The 18,617-nt window shown below is 67.2% G+C and carries 13 protein-coding genes; 5 read left to right on the top strand and 8 right to left on the bottom strand.

The genetic code is table 11. The annotated features are described in order from the left end of the window. Positions 1-70: 70 nt before the first annotated feature. The 3 genes from QH168_RS07110 (at position 71) to QH168_RS07100 (ending at position 4,713) form a co-directional block, all read left to right on the top strand. The gene (locus QH168_RS07110) at positions 71-2,548 is read left to right on the top strand and encodes a phosphoketolase family protein (protein WP_280233694.1); all 2,478 of its coding nucleotides are present in this window, start codon (positions 71-73) and stop codon (positions 2,546-2,548) included. Between the two features lie 121 nt (positions 2,549-2,669). Continuing rightward, complete coding sequence (locus tag QH168_RS07105) at positions 2,670-3,917, top strand: serine hydrolase domain-containing protein (protein ID WP_280233693.1); 1,248 nt, start codon at positions 2,670-2,672, stop codon at positions 3,915-3,917. 436 nt (positions 3,918-4,353) lie between these two features. Next, entirely contained in the window at positions 4,354-4,713 is a 360-nt protein-coding gene (locus QH168_RS07100) for a hypothetical protein (protein ID WP_280233691.1), read from the top strand. 92 nt (positions 4,714-4,805) lie between these two features. On the opposite strand, the gene QH168_RS07095 is transcribed toward QH168_RS07100, so the two are convergent. The 5 genes from QH168_RS07095 to QH168_RS07075 form a co-directional block, all read right to left on the bottom strand. Continuing rightward, positions 4,806-7,226, bottom strand: coding sequence for an ATP-binding protein (locus QH168_RS07095; RefSeq protein WP_280233690.1), 2,421 nt, complete (start codon positions 7,224-7,226; stop codon positions 4,806-4,808). Between the two features lie 55 nt (positions 7,227-7,281). Then, positions 7,282-7,884, bottom strand: a complete 603-nt coding sequence (locus tag QH168_RS07090; protein ID WP_280233689.1) for a dihydrofolate reductase family protein — start codon at positions 7,882-7,884, stop codon at positions 7,282-7,284. 154 nt (positions 7,885-8,038) lie between these two features. After that, a complete protein-coding gene (locus QH168_RS07085; protein WP_280233688.1) occupies positions 8,039-8,812 on the bottom strand; it encodes a hypothetical protein in 774 nt (257 codons plus the stop codon). 136 nt (positions 8,813-8,948) lie between these two features. Then, the gene (locus QH168_RS07080; protein WP_280233687.1) at positions 8,949-9,683 is read right to left on the bottom strand and encodes a MerR family transcriptional regulator; all 735 of its coding nucleotides are present in this window, start codon (positions 9,681-9,683) and stop codon (positions 8,949-8,951) included. A 72-nt stretch (positions 9,684-9,755) separates the two neighbouring features. Beyond that, positions 9,756-10,052: a WhiB family transcriptional regulator gene (locus QH168_RS07075; RefSeq protein WP_280233685.1), complete on the bottom strand. Its 297-nt coding sequence runs from the start codon at positions 10,050-10,052 to the stop codon at positions 9,756-9,758. Between the two features lie 151 nt (positions 10,053-10,203). On the opposite strand from QH168_RS07075, the gene QH168_RS07070 reads away from it, so the two are divergent. Further along, on the top strand, positions 10,204-10,581 hold the full coding sequence (locus QH168_RS07070; RefSeq protein ID WP_280233684.1) for a DUF1707 domain-containing protein: 378 nt from the start codon (positions 10,204-10,206) through the stop codon (positions 10,579-10,581). Between the two features lie 5 nt (positions 10,582-10,586). Here the strand turns inward: QH168_RS07070 and QH168_RS07065 are convergent, their stop codons facing one another. Together QH168_RS07065 and QH168_RS07060 are read right to left on the bottom strand one after the other, a co-directional pair. After that, positions 10,587-12,980 carry a serine/threonine-protein kinase gene (locus QH168_RS07065; RefSeq protein WP_280233682.1) on the bottom strand — a complete coding sequence of 798 codons (2,394 nt, stop codon included), beginning with the start codon at positions 12,978-12,980 and terminating at the stop codon, positions 10,587-10,589. A 128-nt stretch (positions 12,981-13,108) separates the two neighbouring features. Continuing rightward, positions 13,109-14,677, bottom strand: a complete 1,569-nt coding sequence (locus QH168_RS07060) for an amino acid permease (RefSeq protein WP_280233681.1) — start codon at positions 14,675-14,677, stop codon at positions 13,109-13,111. Between the two features lie 214 nt (positions 14,678-14,891). On the opposite strand from QH168_RS07060, the gene QH168_RS07055 reads away from it, so the two are divergent. Then, complete coding sequence (locus QH168_RS07055) at positions 14,892-15,992, top strand: SPFH domain-containing protein (protein WP_280233680.1); 1,101 nt, start codon at positions 14,892-14,894, stop codon at positions 15,990-15,992. A 164-nt stretch (positions 15,993-16,156) separates the two neighbouring features. Here the strand turns inward: QH168_RS07055 and QH168_RS07050 are convergent. Then, the coding region (locus tag QH168_RS07050) for an NAD-glutamate dehydrogenase domain-containing protein (RefSeq protein WP_280233679.1) at positions 16,157-18,617 on the bottom strand (2,461 nt) is incomplete at its 5' end.

The raw sequence follows: 18,617 nt of genomic DNA, 5'->3' as shown, positions 1-18,617 counted from the left end.
GTGGATGTGGCCGGTAACCTGACGGGGAATCTCCATCCGGTGCGTGGCACGAACGTGAGGAGAGTCGCCCATGGCACACCCTGCCGACTCCGACGGTGATCCCGCTGCCGAGGACACCTCGGCCGACAATATCGGTGGTGGCGGCGGCATCTCGGTCGCACCACGCCCGTACCACCTCATCGACGCCCCCGGCCCGCTCGATACCGAGGAACTCGAGGCCGTCGACGCGTGGTGGCGCGCCGCGAACTATCTCTCGGTGGGCCAGATCTATCTGATGGCCAATCCGCTCCTACGTGAACCGCTGCGCGCCGAACACATCAAACCGCGGCTGCTCGGCCATTTCGGCACGGTGCCAGGGCTGAATCTGGTGTGGGTGCACGCCAATCGAGCGATTCTGGCCCGCGATCTGAGCGCCGTGTTCGTCGCGGGTCCCGGCCACGGCGGTCCGGGACCGAATGCCTGCGCCTGGCTCGAGGGCACCTATTCCGAGCTCTACGGCCACGTTCCGCGTGATCTGGGTGGCATGGCCGCCCTGTTCGCACAGTTCTCCTTTCCCGGTGGGGTGCCGAGCCATTGCGCGCCGGAGACACCCGGCTCCTTTCACGAGGGCGGCGAACTGGGCTATTCGCTGCTGCACGCCTTCGGTGCGGCCCTGGACAATCCGGATCTCACGGTGTTCTGCGTGATCGGTGACGGTGAAGCCGAGACCGGACCGCTGGCCGGCAGCTGGCATGCGAACAAGTTCCTCAACCCGGCCCGCGACGGTGCGGTGCTGCCGATCCTTGCGCTCAACGAATACAAGATCGCCAACCCGACGATTCTGGCCCGGATACCGGAGTCCGAGCTGATCTCGCTGCTGCGCGGCTACGGGTACGAGCCGCTGGTGGTGTCCGGCCGGGATCCGGCGCGGGTGCATCAGGCCATGGCCGAGGCGATGGACACCGCATTGGAGCGGATCGCGCAGATCCAGCGGGCGGCCAGGGGCGGTGGCGACGGTGCGCGTCCGCACTGGCCGATGATCGTGCTGCGCACCCCCAAGGGCTGGACCTGTCCGCCGCTGGTGGACGGTGAGCAGGTGGAGGGCACCTTCCGCGCGCATCAGGTGCCCCTACCCGGAGCGCGCACCGACGATGACCATCGCGCGGTACTCGAACTGTGGCTGCGGTCCTACCGGCCCGGTGAGCTGTTCGATGAATCCGGGGCGCCGGTCTCGGAGTTGATGGGGCTGGTGCCGTCGGGTGATCGGCGGATGAGCGCGAACCCGGTGAGCAACGGCGGGACGCTGGTGCGCGATCTGCGGCTGCCGGACTGGCGGGAGTTCGGCGTCGAGGTGACCGCTCCCGGCGCCGGTCATCACGAGGCCACCCGAGTTCTCGGGCGCTGGCTGCGCGAGGTGACAGCGCGCAATCCGCACAACTTCCTGACCTTCGCCCCGGATGAGCTGGCCAGCAATCGATTACAGGACATTCTCGAGGTCACCGGGCGGAACTGGCAGGCCGAGATCGGCGAATTCGATGTCGATCTCGACCGCGCCGGGCGGGTGATCGAGGTGCTGTCCGAGCATATGTGTCAGGGCCTGCTGGAGGGCTATCTGCTCACCGGCAGGCATGGGGTCTTCACCTGCTACGAGGCGTTCGTGCACATCGTGGACGCCATGTTCAATCAGCACGCCAAATGGCTCGACGCGAGTGCCGCGGTGCCCTGGCGACAGCCGATTCCGAGTCTGAACTATCTGCTCTCCTCCCATGTGTGGCGCCAGGATCACAACGGATTCACCCATCAAGACCCCGGATTCCTCGATGTGGTGCTGAACAAGAAACCCGAGATCGTGCGGGTGTATCTGCCACCGGACGCCAACACCCTGCTGTCGACGTTCGACCACTGTCTGCGGTCACGCCATTACGTGAACGTGGTGGTGGCCGGTAAACAGCCGCAGGCCGATTGGCTGTCGGTCGAGGCGGCCGCATTGCATTGCGCGCGCGGTATCGGTATCTGGGAGTGGGCCGGAAACCGCGACGATCTCGGCACCGAGCCCGATGTGGTGCTCGCCTGCGCGGGCGACGTGCCGACACTCGAGACCCTGGCCGCCGCGGCCATCCTGCGCGATCGTCTCCCCGAACTGCGGGTGCGGGTGATCAACGTGGTCGACCTCATGCGGTTGCTACCGAACACCGACCATCCACACGGGCTCCCCGATTCCGAATTCGACACCCTCTTCACCCGTGATCGCCCAGTGATCTTCGCCTTCCACGGCTACCCGTGGCTGATCCATCGACTCACCTACCGGCGCACCAACCACGACGGTCTGCACGTGCGCGGATACCAGGAGCGCGGCACCACGACCACGCCGTTCGACATGGTGATGCTCAACGATATGGACCGCTATCACCTGGTGACCGATGTGATCGACCGTGTGCCCGCACTGCGTGACAAGGCCGGTGGACTGCGTCAGGAGATGCAGGACGCGCGTCTGCGGGCGCGGGCCTGGACCAGGGAGCACGGCGAGGACATCCCCGTGGTGGCGGACTGGACCTGGCCGAGGTCGTAGTCGGCTCCGAAGATCATTGCCCGACGTAATGAAACGGGTTACATTCGGAGGCAGCGGGCCGCTTGCAACTGCTAGCAGGGAGCAAACGGCCGGGCGAATACGCAGACAAAGGAGTCTGACCATGCCAGCTGCCGGCACCGATGGCGCGCGGGCCGAGGACACTGTCCCGCCCGCCTCCCCCATGCTCATCGACGACCGCTTCACCCCGGTGGCGACGAAGTTCTTCGCGATGTTCCGTCGCCGCGGCAACGGCGGCGCCGCACTGGCGATTTACCTGCACGGTGAGCCGGTGCTCGACATCTGGGGTGGCTGGGCCGATGCGCGACGCCGCTGGCGCCGCGACACCATGGCCCTGGCGTATTCGACCGGTAAGGGCGTCACCGCGACGGTGGCGCATCGCCTGATCGAACGCGGCATCCTCGCCCTGGACGAGCCGGTCGCCACCTACTGGCCCGAGTTCGCCGCCAATGGCAAAGGCGACATCACCGTCCGCGAGGTCCTCAACCATCGCGCCGGACTCCAGCGCACCCGCGGTCTGCTCGATGATCCGGCCGACATGCTCGACCACGATGCCCTCGCCGCCGCGCTCGCCGCCGCCGCACCCGATCCCCGGCGGTTGCGCGCATCCGGCTATCACGGGCTGACCTTCGGCACGCTGGTCGCCGAGATCGCCCAGCGCGCGACCGACCGACCATTCCCCGAACTGGTGCGCGCGGAACTGGCCGAACCGCTGGGGCAGGACGATCTCTGGTTCGGTGTTCCCGAATATCACCGGCAGCGGATCGCTCCGTTGTCGCCGCGATTGCATGTGGCCCGAGTGCCGCTGGATCGACTCGCCGCGTTGACCGGTTCGGTCCGGCCGCTGAGCGCGCTACGCGGTGTGGTCTACGACGGCTGGGCCGAGATGAGTCAGGGCGAGCGCCCCTACAGCGCCATGATGCCCGGCTGGAACGGCGTGTTCAGTGCCCGCGCGCTGGCCGCGATGTACGGCGCGATCGCCAACGACGGGCGGATCGGGCACCGGCGATTGCTGAAGCCGGAGACCACCCGGATGATCGCCCGGATGCCCGCCAACAGCCGCTTCGACTACGTTCTCGGCGCGCCACCGCATCATGCGCTCGGTTATCACCGCGGCATCGTGGGGGCCACCCTGACCAGGCATGCCCTCGGCCACTACGGCATCGGCGGCTCGGGCGCCATGGCCATGCCCGGACTCGGCCTTTCCATCGCCTTCGTCACCAACCATCTGGGCAATCACGCCATGTCGTTGGGCGACGCGCGTCTGCCGATGCTCGCCGCCGCTGCCGTGCGCGCCGCACGCTCGGCGCGAGGTCACACACCGCCGGAATTGGCCGCCGCGGCAAGTTAGGCGCCCCGGTCCGGCAGTCGGTCCGCTACCGATAGACCATATCGAACCGGCCTCACTGCGGCGTTGCCATGATGCTGCGCCGCGCTCAGACACTGGCACTGGCACTGGCACTGGCACGGATCATCGCGAGCCCTTCTATTGCGACCACCCGACGGCCTATTGCGACCACCCGACGGCGCGACCGCCGACCGGGGCGGCGGCGTGCGCGAGAACCCCCATCGCCCCGCAGGTCTGCTGCCGTTCGGGAAGCGCCGCGGTGTCGTCATTCACTCGACGGTCGCCCACGACCCCTTCCCAGTGCCGAGAATAGCGGTTCGGCAACCATCGTCACATCGAGTATCGTACCGCTATATAACGACACATTAGATGGGTCAGGCTGAGCCGGGGCCCACCTGCCGACCCGATGCGGGCACTGGCACAACGAACGGAGCAGTCCATGAGCAGCACCTCCTACCGCGGTACGGTCCGCAAGATCTTGGCCACCACCGCGCTCGCCGGTGCCCTGGCCCTCGTGCCCGCCGCCGTGGCGCCGCAGATCGCCTCTGCCCTGCCCGGCGGCGCGGCGGAGAAGGTCTCCACCAACCGCGGCGACAGCCATGGCAGCAGCAACGGTGAGGGCAGTCGCGGGTCCGGCTACGGCGACGGTCGCGGCTACGGCCAGACCCGGGGCTACGGACAGGGCCGCGGCTACGGCAAGGGCTACAACAACGGCCTGCGCAACTCCTCCAGCACCACCGATTCCGACAACAAGCCCGGCTACAGCAGCCGCTGCCACGGCGAGTGCGGCCCGGACTAATCCCCCTCCGGCCCGTCGACCCGCTCACCACCCACGAGCGGAACTCGCCATCAGCCCGCTGCCACGTCTACCGAGACGTGGCAGCGGGTTTTTCACCGTCTACGGCGCTCGGCCCAGTTCCGCGCTTCCAGCTCGATCCGCTCGGCGAGGTCGCCGGGAACGTGCGCGACGATCTCCCGGCGTGAGGCGACCGCCAGCTTCTGGCGAATGCTGGCCACCTGGGCGTCGACAGTGCGCGTCGAGCTTCCGCGCCGCGCCGCGATCGCGCTGTTGGACCAACCCGCCGCGGCGAGGACCGCGATCTCGCGCTCGGCCGGTGACAGACTGTCCCAGTCCGGTGCGCGGGACGCGCCGACCGGCCCGGACACATCGCGCCCGCCGACAGCCCGACCATCGACGAACCGGCGCGCTACCTGCACCGCCCGCCGCGTTTCGGCCGCCACCAGCGGTATCGCGCCGATGCGGACGCCCGCGCTCGGATCGGCCTGTTCCAGGCCGGTGACGAGGGTGAGGATTTCGGCCGCGACCGCATTGTGTGCGATATGACCGCCATCGCCGGGCCTTCGCTCGGCCAGCTGTCGCGCCAGGGCAACGATCCGGGCGGTCTCCGCCCAGTTGGTGATCCACATATCGTCGTACTGCCTCAGTTCGGCGAGCAGTCGATCGGTGATGGCCACGGCTTCCGCGGCGTCGCCATGTGCGGCGAGCGCCACGGCACGCAGGATTCTGGCCCATACGTTGGCCGAGGGAGAGCCCGTCGGCAGTGCGCGATCGAGGTAGTCGCGGCTTGCCCGCAGCGCGGTGTCACGGTCGCCGAGGAATGCGCAGGCCATGGCGCGAAACAGGTCGCTACCCTCGCGCCCGATCCGATCACCGGACTCGACGAACTTGCGGTGTGCGCGGTCCAGCACCGTGATGGCCCGGCTGTCCCGGTGCACCAGCGTCAGCTCGAGGCCCCATGTCCATTCGACGTGGGCGGGTAGCCCGATATCGACCGAGGAGTTCTCGCGCCACGCGGAATTCGCCGTGAGGTCCGCGCAGCAGGCGACGCAGTCGTCGAGTAGTCGCGCCGCGCGGTCACTGTCGCCTTGCCATACGGCGTTCCAGGCGAGCATCGCCGCGGCGCGCATTCTCGGTTCGGCGGCGTCTCCGCTCGACGCTCGGGTGGCCTCGAGCGCCCGTTCGGTCACCCAGGTGATCGCATCGCCGTCGCCGCTCATGGACGGAACCCACGCCGCGAGCAGAACGGCCGCGGTGTCGAGGCCGGTGTGCGCGGTCGCCGGATCGCCGAGTCCGGCCTCGATCCCGATGACGATGTTGTCCCACGCCGAAAGCACCCAGTCCAACCATGCCTGTTCACGCGGGCCGAACCAGTCGACCTGCCAGGCCACGACCCGGTCGCGGTAGTACCGGCGGTGCCGATCGGTCATCCGGTCGGATTCGGCCGCGCCCCGGACCTGTAGCCGGTGGCGGGCGAAGACCTTCACGCTCTCGACGAGGTACCAGCGCACCGAGGTCTCGGTGACATGCGTGGATACCAGCGATCGTTCGGCGAGCCGCTCGATCAGATACTCGACATCGGCCGCCGACAGTGCGCCGCCCGCGCAGACCGCGACGACGTCGGCCAGTTCGATGCCATTGCGGACCGCGTGTTCCCGATGAGTGTCATAACCCGCGGCGAAGACCGACAACCGCTCCAGCAGCACCTGCTCCCCCGCGGTGCACAGCCGGTACGACCATTCGATGACGTCGTACACGCCCCGATGACGTTTGTCGGCGCCCGCCCGCGCGCCGTGCGACCAGCGCATCCGCTTGTCATCGGTATCGCCGGTCAGTTCGCGCAGCACCATGGCGGGCGGCTGGTGACGTAACCGCGCGGCCGCCAGTCGGACGAACAGCGGGCTGTGGTCGACATGGCGGCAGATCCGCTCGGCGATATCGATCTGCGCCGGATCGTCGAGGATCGGCCGGCCGGTCAGTTCGGACCGTTGCCGCAACAGCGTGAGCGATTGCGCGGGCGAGAGCGGCGCGACGACGACGACGTACTCGTCGATCCATCCGATGGGTTCGCGGCTCGTGGCGAGAACGGTCAGATCGGGCGCGGCCGGGAGCAGTTCGGTGACCACCCGCGCCACGGTGGGCAGGACATGCTCGCAATTGTCCAGCACCAGGATCCGGCGACCGGTCGCGGTCTCGGACGCACCGACCGTACTGGTGCGCACGATGGATTGGACCACGGCCTCGTCTGCGCCCACTGCGTCCCGTTCGAGCTCGGCCAATCGGGCCCAATGCACATGGTTGCGCTGATGGTGTTCCATTCGGCGCAATGCCTCGGCGGCGAGCCGAGTCTTGCCGATACCGCCGGGGCCCACCAGGGTGATCAACCGGGCGCCCCCGGCGATGAGGGTGTCCAATCGCCGCAATTCGGCGATCCGGCCGACGAACTCGCTGGTACCGGCGAGTGGACGGCCGGAATCGACGAATCCGCCATCCGCTCCCGATACCTCGACCATATCGAGTGAAGTTAGACGATCACCGATCCGGCCGCGCAGATATGTGCGCTGGAGTTCAGCCGGCGGCGCGGATCGGGCTGCTGCTCGCGGCCCGCGCGGCCTGCCGATAGTGCATACCGACCACGGCGCTGTCGAATCGCATGACGTCGACCAGTTCGAGCCCGGCGGTATCGGCGTCGGACCGGAACAGGCGGGCCCCGCCTCCGAGCAGCACCGGATGTACGAACAATCGGTACTGATCGATCAGATCGTGCCTGATCAATGCCGCCGCGGTCTCCGCGCCACCGAACATGATCAGATCGCGCCCGGAATGGTTGCGCAATTGCGCGACGCGTTCGATCATCCGGTCATCGACCACGGTGGTGTTCCATTCCGCGTACCGCAGGCTGCGGGAGAACACCAGCTTCGGTTTCTGCTTCCAGCAGCGCGCGAAGTCGAGATAGAACTGGGAGATCCCCGGCGCCGCGTCCGCCGTCGGCCAGAACCTCGCCATGATCTCGTAGGTCTTGCGGCCGTAGAGGAACATATCGGCCCGGTGCAGGTCGTCGAGGAACGCGGCGCACAGTTCCTCGTCCACTATCGGCCAGTGCACCTGCTCATCGGGACCTTCGGCGAAACCGTCGAGCGATATCTGCATCCATAACGTCACGCTTCCCATCTCAGGCAAACCTCACTGTCCCTACCCGTGCGACAGTGTGCATTGTGGCGCTGGATCGCGACCATGCGCATCGGTAGCCCGGCGCCGGCTACCTAGGTAGAACCGTGATGGGCCGATGGCGAGCACCGCCACCGGCCCGTCATGTCCTACCTGGTCAGATGCCCGCGCTCCCGCTGGGCAGACTCAGCCCGAAAGGCAACCCGCTGTGGGGCGCCGGAACATGCGGAGACGGGACCGGCGAGGGTCCGGGCCTGCCGTCGAGCAGACCGCTATCGCAATGCGCGCCTTGCTGACCGGGCGCGCAGGGCGGATCGAAGTCGTCATGGGTTTCGGGCGTGGGCGACTGCGGGAAGAACGGGCTGAACGGGTAGCCCGGATCCGGGAAGGGCCAGCGGTCGGGCTGCCAGCCCAGGTTCGGATCCTGGGGTTGGACCGGATCGGCGGGCGCCGGTTGTCCGGGATCGGGATGAGTGTTCGATGGCGCGGGGATATGCGGTGTGTCCCCGGCGCCCGGCAGGGTTCCGATACCGGAATCGCCGTCGCCGAGGCCCGGTAGGCCGTCGGTGGGCAGGCCGACATCCGGCGCACCACCACCGAAACCACCGTCACCGGCGCTGTTCCCGTCGCCCGCTCCGCCGTCGCCGAAGCCGCCGCCGATTCCGCCGTCACCGAAGCCGCCGCCCACACCGCCGTCGCCGAAACCACCGGCACCGCCGTCACCGAAGCCGCCGCCGAACCCGGTATCGCTGACCAAGACCACGCCGCCTGCCTCGTGGGCCACGCTTACGCCGTGGGTGGCGACCGGGGTGGGAGCGGGAGACGCTGCCGCGAGGCTCGCGACGGCCGCCGGGCCGAGGGCGAGGGCCGCGGTGAACGCGACACCTGCCAGCCATTTCGGCGTCCGATGGGTTCCTGTGAACACACGCATCGCCATCACTCCGTTCCGCACTGATCCACCGGGTTCGGACGGGGTGGACCGGACTATCGTTGTCGTTAATTAATGTACCGCTATATAGCGGCACATTAATGCGCGACGAATGTCCAGCAGTGGGAATTCGGAACGTTCAGGAGTCGGTCGACAACTCGCCCAGTTCGGCGTCCTCATCGAGATAGCGAGCGACGAAACGGTCGACCAACTCCCCCATCACCCGGCCGGGCACGGCCCTCGTCACGCCGAGACTCTCGGTGAGTGTGGCGCGATCAGCCGCGGACCGCGCCGACCGCTGATAGGTCTGCCAGGCCGTGCGATGGAACAGCTCGACGAAACGACGGGCGATGCGGTCGGCGTCGGTGCGGGCCCGCTCCACCTCGGTCAATACCTCGTCGGCGGGGATTCCGGCCGCTTCCATCTCATCGATGACGTCGATCAGTCGGCGATCGGCGGGCCGATAGGTGGTGGCATCGACAGGCTCGTAGAGACCAGCCGCCACCACGCGCGTCAAGCCATTGGAAACGGCGCGGTAGCGCTGCGCCAATTCGGTCGCCGGAATGGTCTCCTCGGCCGCGGCATCCACCGCGGGTTCGACGGATTCCTCCGAGACACCGAGCACGTCGCCGAGATCGTCACCGCGATCCCATGCTTCGAGCAGCTCCCGAATACCGTTGAGTTTGATGCCGCGGTCGAGCAGTCGACTGATGGTACGGACCCGGTTCAGGTGCTCGGGGCCATAGAATCCGGTGCGACCCTTGACCTGCGGCGGCGGCAATACCCCGCGGTCGTGGTAGACCCGCAGGCTACGCACTGTTGTGCCGGCCTCGCGAGCAAGCTCATCGATCGTGTACTCCACACGCCCAGCCATATCTCAAGGAAACCACATTCGATGTGGTCGAGCGGTCGTGCTCGGTCACGGCGAGTCCGTGACCTGGCCCGATCATGCTCCGCGATGGCTCCAGGGACCTCGGCGGGCGGCGGCCCTTCGCTCGTCTTCGGACATACCGCCCCAGATGCCGTAGGGCTCGCTCACCGCCAGCGCGTAGTTGCGGCACTGAGCCAGCACCGGACAGCTGTCACAGATCTGTTTGGCGCGCTGAACCCGGGCGGCGCGGGCGCGACCGCGCTCACCATCCGGATGGAAGAACACCGCCGACTCCACCCCGCGGCAGGACCCGCGCAATTGCCAATCCCAGGCATATGCGGCCGGGATGGTGCGCTCGATCACGGTGGACATACCTGGACTCCTCATGCTGCGAGTTCGTGCCGGTGCCAGCCTAAATTCTCCCCAGATGTGGGAACCGTCACGTTCTCGCGACTCGGCACCCTTCCCGCCCATGGCAATTCACGCCGACGAGCCTGCGGTAGAACGCGCCTATTCTTCGGTCATGACCGATACGCCGGGGCCTCGGATCAGTGTCACCGAGCGCGAACGCGCCCTGCGCGAACTGTCGCACCATCTCGGCACGGGACGACTGACTCTGGACGAGTTCGAGACCCGAAGTGCCGCAGTGGCCGCGGCGAGCGGCCCCGCGCAACTGGCCGCGGTGTTCACCGATCTGCCCGGCGCGGTGCCGGACCCGGCTCCGCTGACGCCACCGGGCAACCCGGTGCCCGCGATCGCGGCTGCGGGCGTCGTCACGCTCGGCATCGTGCTGGCGCTGGTGTTCGGAAGCTGGTGGCTGTTACTGCTACCGATCCTGGTGGGCGCGGCTGCGCTGATCGCCGTCAAACGCCGGTCGGAGGCGCGTCGCACCGGTATCTGACACCGTCACCAGCGGCTGCGCGGCCGCACATGGTTGGCGAGGTCGACCAGCCGGTACCGATGCAACCGATCGGGTGCGGTGCGGGCCAGGGCGCGCAGGCAGGTTTCCAGCCCGCGACTCAATCCCGCCTCGGTGAACGGGAACCCCAGAATGGTGGTGCAGGTGCCGGAATCGGTGCGGCCCGCGCGCAACCAGGCCAGCGCCGCACCCACCACGATGACCTGCAATTGCAGCGTCCGCGGCTCCTCCGGCAGTGATTCCAGCCGTTCGGCGGCCTCGCGCAGATCTTCGGCGATGATGTCGGTGATCGGACGCGATACCAGCAGCAGGCATCCGGTCATCCGTGCGACGACGTGGTGGCGTGAGGCCGCGGGCACCTGGTCGAGCACGCCGACCGCCTCGAGCAGCTCACCATCGGCCGCGAGCCGGCGCGCCAATCCGAACGCCGCACTCACCACACCGTGGTTGGTGCGCCACACCATCCGGTGATATTCCATGGCGGCGCCGTGCCAGCGGTCGGTCTCTTCCGGATCATCGAGATGCTGCAACACCAGTTCGGCGGTGGCGGCCAGGGCGAGCGCGGGCGCGATCTCGCCGGGCAGCACGGTGTGCACCTCGTCGAAACACTCATAGGCGCGTTCGTAGTGTCCGTCGAGCAGATCGGCGACGCCCGAATACCACTGGATACGCCAGTCCATCCCGAATCGCGGACGCAGCGCCTCGAGGCGGGTGCGGGCCTGGGCCACCTCGCCGAGATCCAAATGTGCGCGCACCGCCGTCAGCGGGCCTTCCAGATCGAAGGATTCCGGCGCCTTGATCGTGCCCGAGCCGATCCGCTCGGTGGTGCGCTCGAGCACGTCGAGGATATGGCGCGGATCGCCGTGCAGCAGGGTGGCCAGTAGTTCGGCGCTCGGATCTTCACTGTCGATCAACGGAATCGGAAGGGCCGCGACGACGCTGACCGCATCGACCGCGGGCATACGGTGCATACCGTCGACCATGCCGTCGGTCTGGCCGATGAGCGTATCGATACCGAAATCGCCACGCATGGAACCGAACTCGGTCGAGGCCTGTGGGTGCTCCATACCGGTGTCGGCGGCGAGCACCATGCGCAGCACGCCCGCGAGCTGGCAATACATGGCATAGGCCGAGGGGAATCGGCGCAATGGGTCCGGATCGGTCGCGCGCAGCAGCAGCCGGTGCAGGAACGGATAGCGACGCAACATCGGCTGTTGCGCGGGTGAGGGCGCGCCGGGCAGATAGTGCCCCTCCGAATCGGTGGGCAGATCGAACAGCAGCGCCGCCAAGGTTCGGCCCACCGCGTAGATATCGGATTCGACCGTCGGCCCGGTGCGCAGGATTTCCGGCGCCTGATAGCCGGGCGTGCCGTAGATGCTGCCGTAGGACTCCATCGCGGCGACGGCGCCGAGGTCGATGAGTTTGACCTCGTCGTCGCTGACCATGATGTTGTCGGGTTTGAGGTCGTTGTAGGCCAGGCCGATGGAGTGCAGATAGTCCAGTGCGGGCAGCACTTCCATCAGGTAGGCGATGGCCTCGGCGACCGGTATCCGATCCGGCGCGCCGCGGTCGAGCATCGATTTGAGCGAATGCCCGCCCACGTACTCCATCACGATGTATCCATCGGCCACCTCACGCGCCGACCGATGCTTGACGAAGTTGAAGATCTTCACCACACCCGGATAGGCCACCTCCGACAGGAACTGCCGTTCGGCGAGCGCGACCACATGCGCCTCGAAATCGAGCGGATTCTGCAACCCCTTGAGCACCACCCAGCGATCGCTGACATTGCGATCGACCGCCAGGTAGATCCACCCGAGACCGCCGTGTGCGAGGCAACCCTGCACCTCGTACTGGTCGGCCACCAGCTCACCGGGCCGCAGGGCGGGTCGGAAGTTGAACGGCGATCGGCAGCGACGGCATTCGCCCGCCACCTCGCCCTTGCCGCCGGCGGTAGCGCGTCCGACCGGATCCTGACAGTTCCAACAGAACCGTTTGTGCTCGGGAACTTCCGGATTCTCCAGTACCGCCGAGAGCGGATCGGTCTCGGTGACCCGCGGTACGACGACGAGCCCGGCGCCGAGTCGGCGCACACTCGGTCGTGACGGGGTATTGCGGCCCGATCCGGCCTCCAGCCCGTCCAGTTCGGCCAGATCGAAGTCGCCGAGGCCGGCCGGTGCCGTCGCGGGTCCGCCCGGATCGCCGTCATGGCCGTTCGGGGACAACGCGGGCGGGGAAACACGTTGGGATAGTTCAGCTTTGGGAACACGCCTGGTGGACCAGTGCGGCGCGAGGCGATGGGGCACCTCCGCACTACGCATACGCCGATCGGCCCATGCGGGCGGGCGTTGCTGTTCGGACGTGCTGGGCTGTTCCGGCATGTGAACCCCTAGAACCCGTTGAACCGAGGTCTCATTCTGCTGCGCCGTGCGACCGGCGCGCGCCGATCATGTTCCCCGAATTGGGAATACCGCCGCCCCGGACTGTGGGTCCGGGGCGGCGGGGGTGTTCAGTCGTCTTCCGGCTTCTCCAGGATGACCACCGCTTCGCGGGCATCCTTACGCGGTGGACGCTCGGCCAGCACCGGGAACTGCCCGGTATGACCGCCGCGGATCTGCGCCAGCTGCGCCACCCGCTTACGAGCCAGGTACCAGCCGCCGACCAGGGCGGGGATCATGATGGCACCCATGGCGATCACCGCGCCACGCTGCACCTCGTCATCACTGAATGCCATCAACCCGACCACGGCGACCAGGAAGATCAGCGTCGCGACACTGGTGTACGGCGCACCGATCAGCCGGAACGAAGGACGCTCGACCTTGCCTTCCTTCGACCAGCGCCACAGCTGCAACTGGCACAGCACGATCGCGGCCCAGGCGAAGATGGTACCGAGCGCCGATACGTTGATCACGATCTCGAATGCCTTCTCCGGCACCATCGCGTTCAGACCGACACCGAACAGCGCGATCGCGCCGGTGGCGAGGATGCCGACGTAGGGCACACCGGATTTCGACATCCGGGCGGCCACGGTCGGCGCGCTGCCGTTCATCGACATCGAGCGCAGGATGCGGCCGGTGGAGTACAGCCCGGCATTGAGGCTGGAGAACGCGGCGGTGAGCACGACCAGGTTCATCACCGAACCGGCACCGTCGATACCGAGCTTGGAGAAGAACGTGACGAACGGGCTCTCACCGGACTTGAAGGCGGTGTAGGGCAGCAGCAGCGCGAGCAGCACGAGCGAACCGACGTAGAACAGCGCGATGCGGGCGATCACGGAGTTGATGGCGCGCGGCATCACCTTCTCCGGGTTCTCCGTCTCACCGGCGGCCGTGCCGACCAGCTCCACCGCGGCGTAGGCGAAGACGACACCCGTGGTGACCAGCACCAGCGACAGCACACCCGTCGGGAACAGACCGCCGTTATCGGCGATCACGCTCGGGCCGGTGGTCTCGCCCTTGATGTCGAACCGGCCCGCGAGGAACACCGTGCCGACGATCAGGAAGGTCACCAGTGCGACCACCTTGATCAGTGCCGCCCAGAACTCCATCTCGCCGAACCACTTGACCGACACCATATTGATGGCGACCACCAGGACCAGCGCGACCAGGGCGATCGTCCATTGCGGGATGGCTTCGAACGCTCCCCAGTAATGGACATAAGTGGCGATCGCCGTGATGTCTACGATGCCGGTCATACACCAGTGGAAGAAGTACATCCACCCCACCGCGAAGGCGAGTTTCTCACCGTAGAACTCGCGGGCGTAGGACACGAACGATCCCGAGGACGGGCGATGCAGAACCAGCTCACCGAGCGCCCGCAGGATGAAGAACACGAACACGCCACAGATGGCGTAGACGATGAACAGGCCGGGCCCGGCGCTGGCCAGTCGGCTGCCCGCACCGAGGAACAGCCCGGTGCCGATGGCGCCACCGATGGCGATCATCTGCAACTGACGCGGGCGCAGTGATTTGTGGTACCCCGCGTCCTCGGCGTGCAGCGCGTCGACCGACGTCGCCGGCGCGCCCTGCTCGGGCAGTGCGGACTGCGCCGGCGCCGAGGTAGGTCGAACAGTGGTCATGGTGATGGCCTTTCCTGTGGCGGCGATCATATCTGCGGATAATGTACCGCTAGATAGCGGCACGTTCAATAGGTACCTACCCCTTGTAACATCGTGGAAACCAAGAACTTTCGGATTTGCCCGCGCTGGACCGCATTCGCCCAGGTCATAGCCGATTGATCGTACCGATACCAATCGGTACGCTATTTGTTGTCACTCGCGGGATGGAGCGGATATGGCCTGGTTCGATCGGGAATTCATCGCGGTCCCGGAGACCGCAGCAGGCCAACTGGTCTACAAGTGGCCCGATGTCAACATCCGCCGCTACAGCCGTGCGATCGTCAATGCCGATCAGACCGCCTTGTTCGTCAAGTCCGGTCATGTCGTCGCCACCATGGGCCCCGGCCGCCATCGCATCGATGCCGATGAGCTCCCGGTGCTCGGCGCTCTCGTCGATACGCTCTCCGGTGGAAACTTCTATCGCGCCGAGCTGTTCTTCATCTCGACGCGCGAGTTCCCCGGCATCAAGTTCGGTGGGCGACTGGCCGATATCGTCGACCCGGTCAGCGAACAGGTGGTGACGCTGCGGGTGTTCGGTGAATTCGCGCTCGCCGTCCGCGATCCCGGTCAGCTCATCACCGGCCTCGCGGGCACCGCTGACCTCGCCGATCCGGCCGCCCTGAACTCCTGGTGCGCCGATCTGCTGCTCAAGTCGATGAAGATCGCGGTGACGCAGGGTATTTCCCGTGGTGAGTGGCCGGTGCTCGGCCTGTCGGGGCATCTGCTGCCGATCGAGACAGCCGTGCTGCGCCAGACCAACATCACGCTCTACGAATACGGCTTGCGCATCGTCCGGATGGGCAACTTCGACATCACCCTCGCGCCCGAGGACGCCGACCGGCTCAAGCGGCTCGCCAAAGACGTCACCTATATCCGGCTGGCCGGTGACTTCCGTCAGTACGCCGCCGGTGAACTGGCCCTTGGCGCGAGCCAGGGTTTCGCCAACGGCGGCACCGGTTCCGACTCCGGCTTCCTCGGTGCGGCGCTCGGGCTGAACGCGCTCAGCCAGCACACGAGCGCGCCACCGCAACCCATGCAGCCCGCTCCCCCACCACCGATACCGTCGCAGCCCGCACCGGCCGCCCTGCCCGCGGCGGCTTCCGCCGACAACCAGATCTGCGCGGCCTGCACCGCGGAGAATCCGGCGTCGGCCCGGTTCTGTATGCACTGCGGGCAACAGCTGACGAAGAAGCCGCGGCATTGCTCGAACTGCGGAGCCGAACTCGCCGCCGCGGCCAAATTCTGTGGCGACTGTGGGACACCGGCAGGCGCCTGAACAGCTCCACTGCCTGAATAATCTGCGGCACTCCCCTGTCCGGCCGTAGATCGTGCGCCCCACCATGTGGCCGCCGCGCGTAACCGCACCCGCCGACTTCCCCACACACGCCGATGGGCCGGTGGCAGGATCGCCACCGGCCCATCGAATCGTGAACTACGGGCTCAGCCCATGGTGCTCGCGGTCACCACACTGGACTCGCCACCCGCGCTGACCATTCCACGCACCTGACGCGCCGCGACCGACAGCGTCGCCAGATCGTAGGTACCGGAATCGAAGATCTCGCCGAGCGCGGCCGCGGCCCGGGCCAGCCGGGATCGGTTGGTCGACTCCCAGTATTCGATCTTCTCCGCGACGGTGTCATCGGGTTCGGTCGCGGTCGACACGTCGAGGGTGAGCAACCGCAGCGATTCGTAGAGATCGTCGCGGACGGCCAGTCGGGCCAGCGTCGGCCACCGGTCACCGTGCTCGAGGTTGCCGACCGCGGTCAGCAGCCGTTCGATATCGAGGTGCTCGTTGAGCGCGAAGTAGAGCACCGCGACCTCATCGGCGTCGCGTTCGGCGATATCGGCGATATCGAGGACATCGAGCAGCGGGAACAGGTGGATCAGCCGGAATACTTCGGTGGCCAGCTCCTGCGGTGCGCCGAGGGCGACCACGGCCCGCGAACGTGCGGTCAGGTCCTCGGTCAGATAGCCGGGCATCCAGTCCGATACCCGTGCGGCCAGCGCCGTCACGCCATCGCGGTAGCGCGCGATATCCGCGCCGATGGCGATGGGCTGCGGCCGGTTGAGCAGCAGCCACCTGGAGGCCCGTTCGAGCGTGCGGCCGGTCTCGAGTTCCAGTGCGTCGCGGGCGGCCGACGGGATGGGTGCGGTGCGGATGCGCTGCCAGATATCGCGCAACCCGAAGATCTCGGCCGCCGCGGTGAACGCGCGCACGGCGTCGTCGGTGGTCGCGCCGACCTCCTCCGCCAGTCGGAAGGCATAGGTGATGCCGCCGTAGTCGACCAGATCGTTGACGACCACGGTGGCCACGATCTCCCGCCGCAGCGGGTGCCTGCGAATGGCCGCCTCGAACCGTGTGCGCAACGGTGTCGGGAAGTAGGCGGGCAGCACCGCCGCGAACGAGGCGCTGTCAGGCAGGTCGCCCGCCAGCAGATCGGCCTTCAGCGACAGCTTCACATGAGCCACCACATTCGCCAGCTCGGGTGAGGTGAGGCCGGTGCCCTCCTCGGCCCGCCGGGCCAGTTCCGCATCGCTCGGCAGCGCTTCCAGTCGCCGATCCACACCGCGCCGGGTGGCGAGTTCGGTGAGCAACCGGCGGTGCACGGCCGACCGTGCCGAGGCGTCGGCACGGCACAGGCCCATCCGGAAGTTCTGCGAGATATTGTCGCGCAGGACGAGTTCGGCGACTTCGTCCGTCATCGAGGCCAGCAGTTCGTTGCGTTCGCTCGCGTCGAGTTCACCGCTCGATACCAGGGCGTCGAGCAGGACCTTGATATTGACCTCATGGTCGGAGCAGTCCACACCCGCGGAGTTGTCGAGGGCGTCGGTGTTCATCCGGCCGCCGGTCCGGCAGAACTCGATCCGGCCGAGCGCGGTGACGCCGAGGTTGCCACCCTCACCGATCACCTTGGTCCGCAACTGGTTCGCATTCACCCGCACGAGGTCGTTGGATTTGTCCCCGGCGTCGGCATTGGATTCGGTGCTCGCCTTGATGTAGGTGCCGATGCCGCCGTTCCACAGCAGATCGACCGGCGCCTGCAAGATGGCGCGGATCATTTCCGGCGGCGACAGGGTGGTGACCGCCGGGTCGAGGCCGAGTGCAGCGCCGACCTCCGGCGAGACCGGGACGGCCTTGGCGGAACGGTCGTAGACGCCGCCGCCGGCGCTGATCAGCGATTTGTCGTAATCAGCCCACGACGAACGCGGCAACTCGAACATCCGCCGCCGCTCCGCGAACGACGACGCCGCATCAGGATTCGGATCCAAGAAGATATGCCGATGATCGAACGCCGCCACCAGCCGAATGTGCTCCGACAACAACATGCCGTTGCCGAACACATCACCACTCATATCACCCACACCGACCACCGTGAAATCCTCGGCCTGGGTATCGATCCCCATCTCCTGGAAATGCCGCTTCACACTCTCCCACGCGCCACGGGCGGTGATACCCATGGCCTTGTGGTCGTAGCCGACCGAGCCACCGGAGGCGAAGGCGTCACCGAGCCAGAAGCCGTAGCTCTTGGCCACATCGTTGGCGATATCGGAGAAGGTCGCGGTGCCCTTGTCGGCGGCCACCACCAGGTAGGTGTCATCGGCGTCGCGGCGCACCACCCGAGCCGGTGGCAACACCGCGCCGCTGGCGTGATCGACATTGTCGGTGACATCGAGCAGGCCGGAGATGAAGGTCCGGTAGCAGGCGACACCTTCGGCCATCATGGCCTGCCGATCAGCGCCCGGATCGCCCGTGGCCGCCGGTGGCTGCTTCACCACGAAACCACCCTTGGCGCCCACCGGAACGATCACCGCATTCTTCACCGCCTGAGCCTTCACCAAACCCAGAATCTCGGTACGGAAATCCTCCAACCGATCCGACCACCGCAAACCACCACGCGCC

The organism is Nocardia cyriacigeorgica, assembly GCF_029868385.1.
In the GTDB taxonomy this organism is placed as follows: Bacteria; Actinomycetota; Actinomycetes; order Mycobacteriales; family Mycobacteriaceae; genus Nocardia; species Nocardia cyriacigeorgica_F.
Note: the sequence above shows the minus strand (reverse complement) of the source record. Positions and strands in the feature narration are given on the sequence as shown.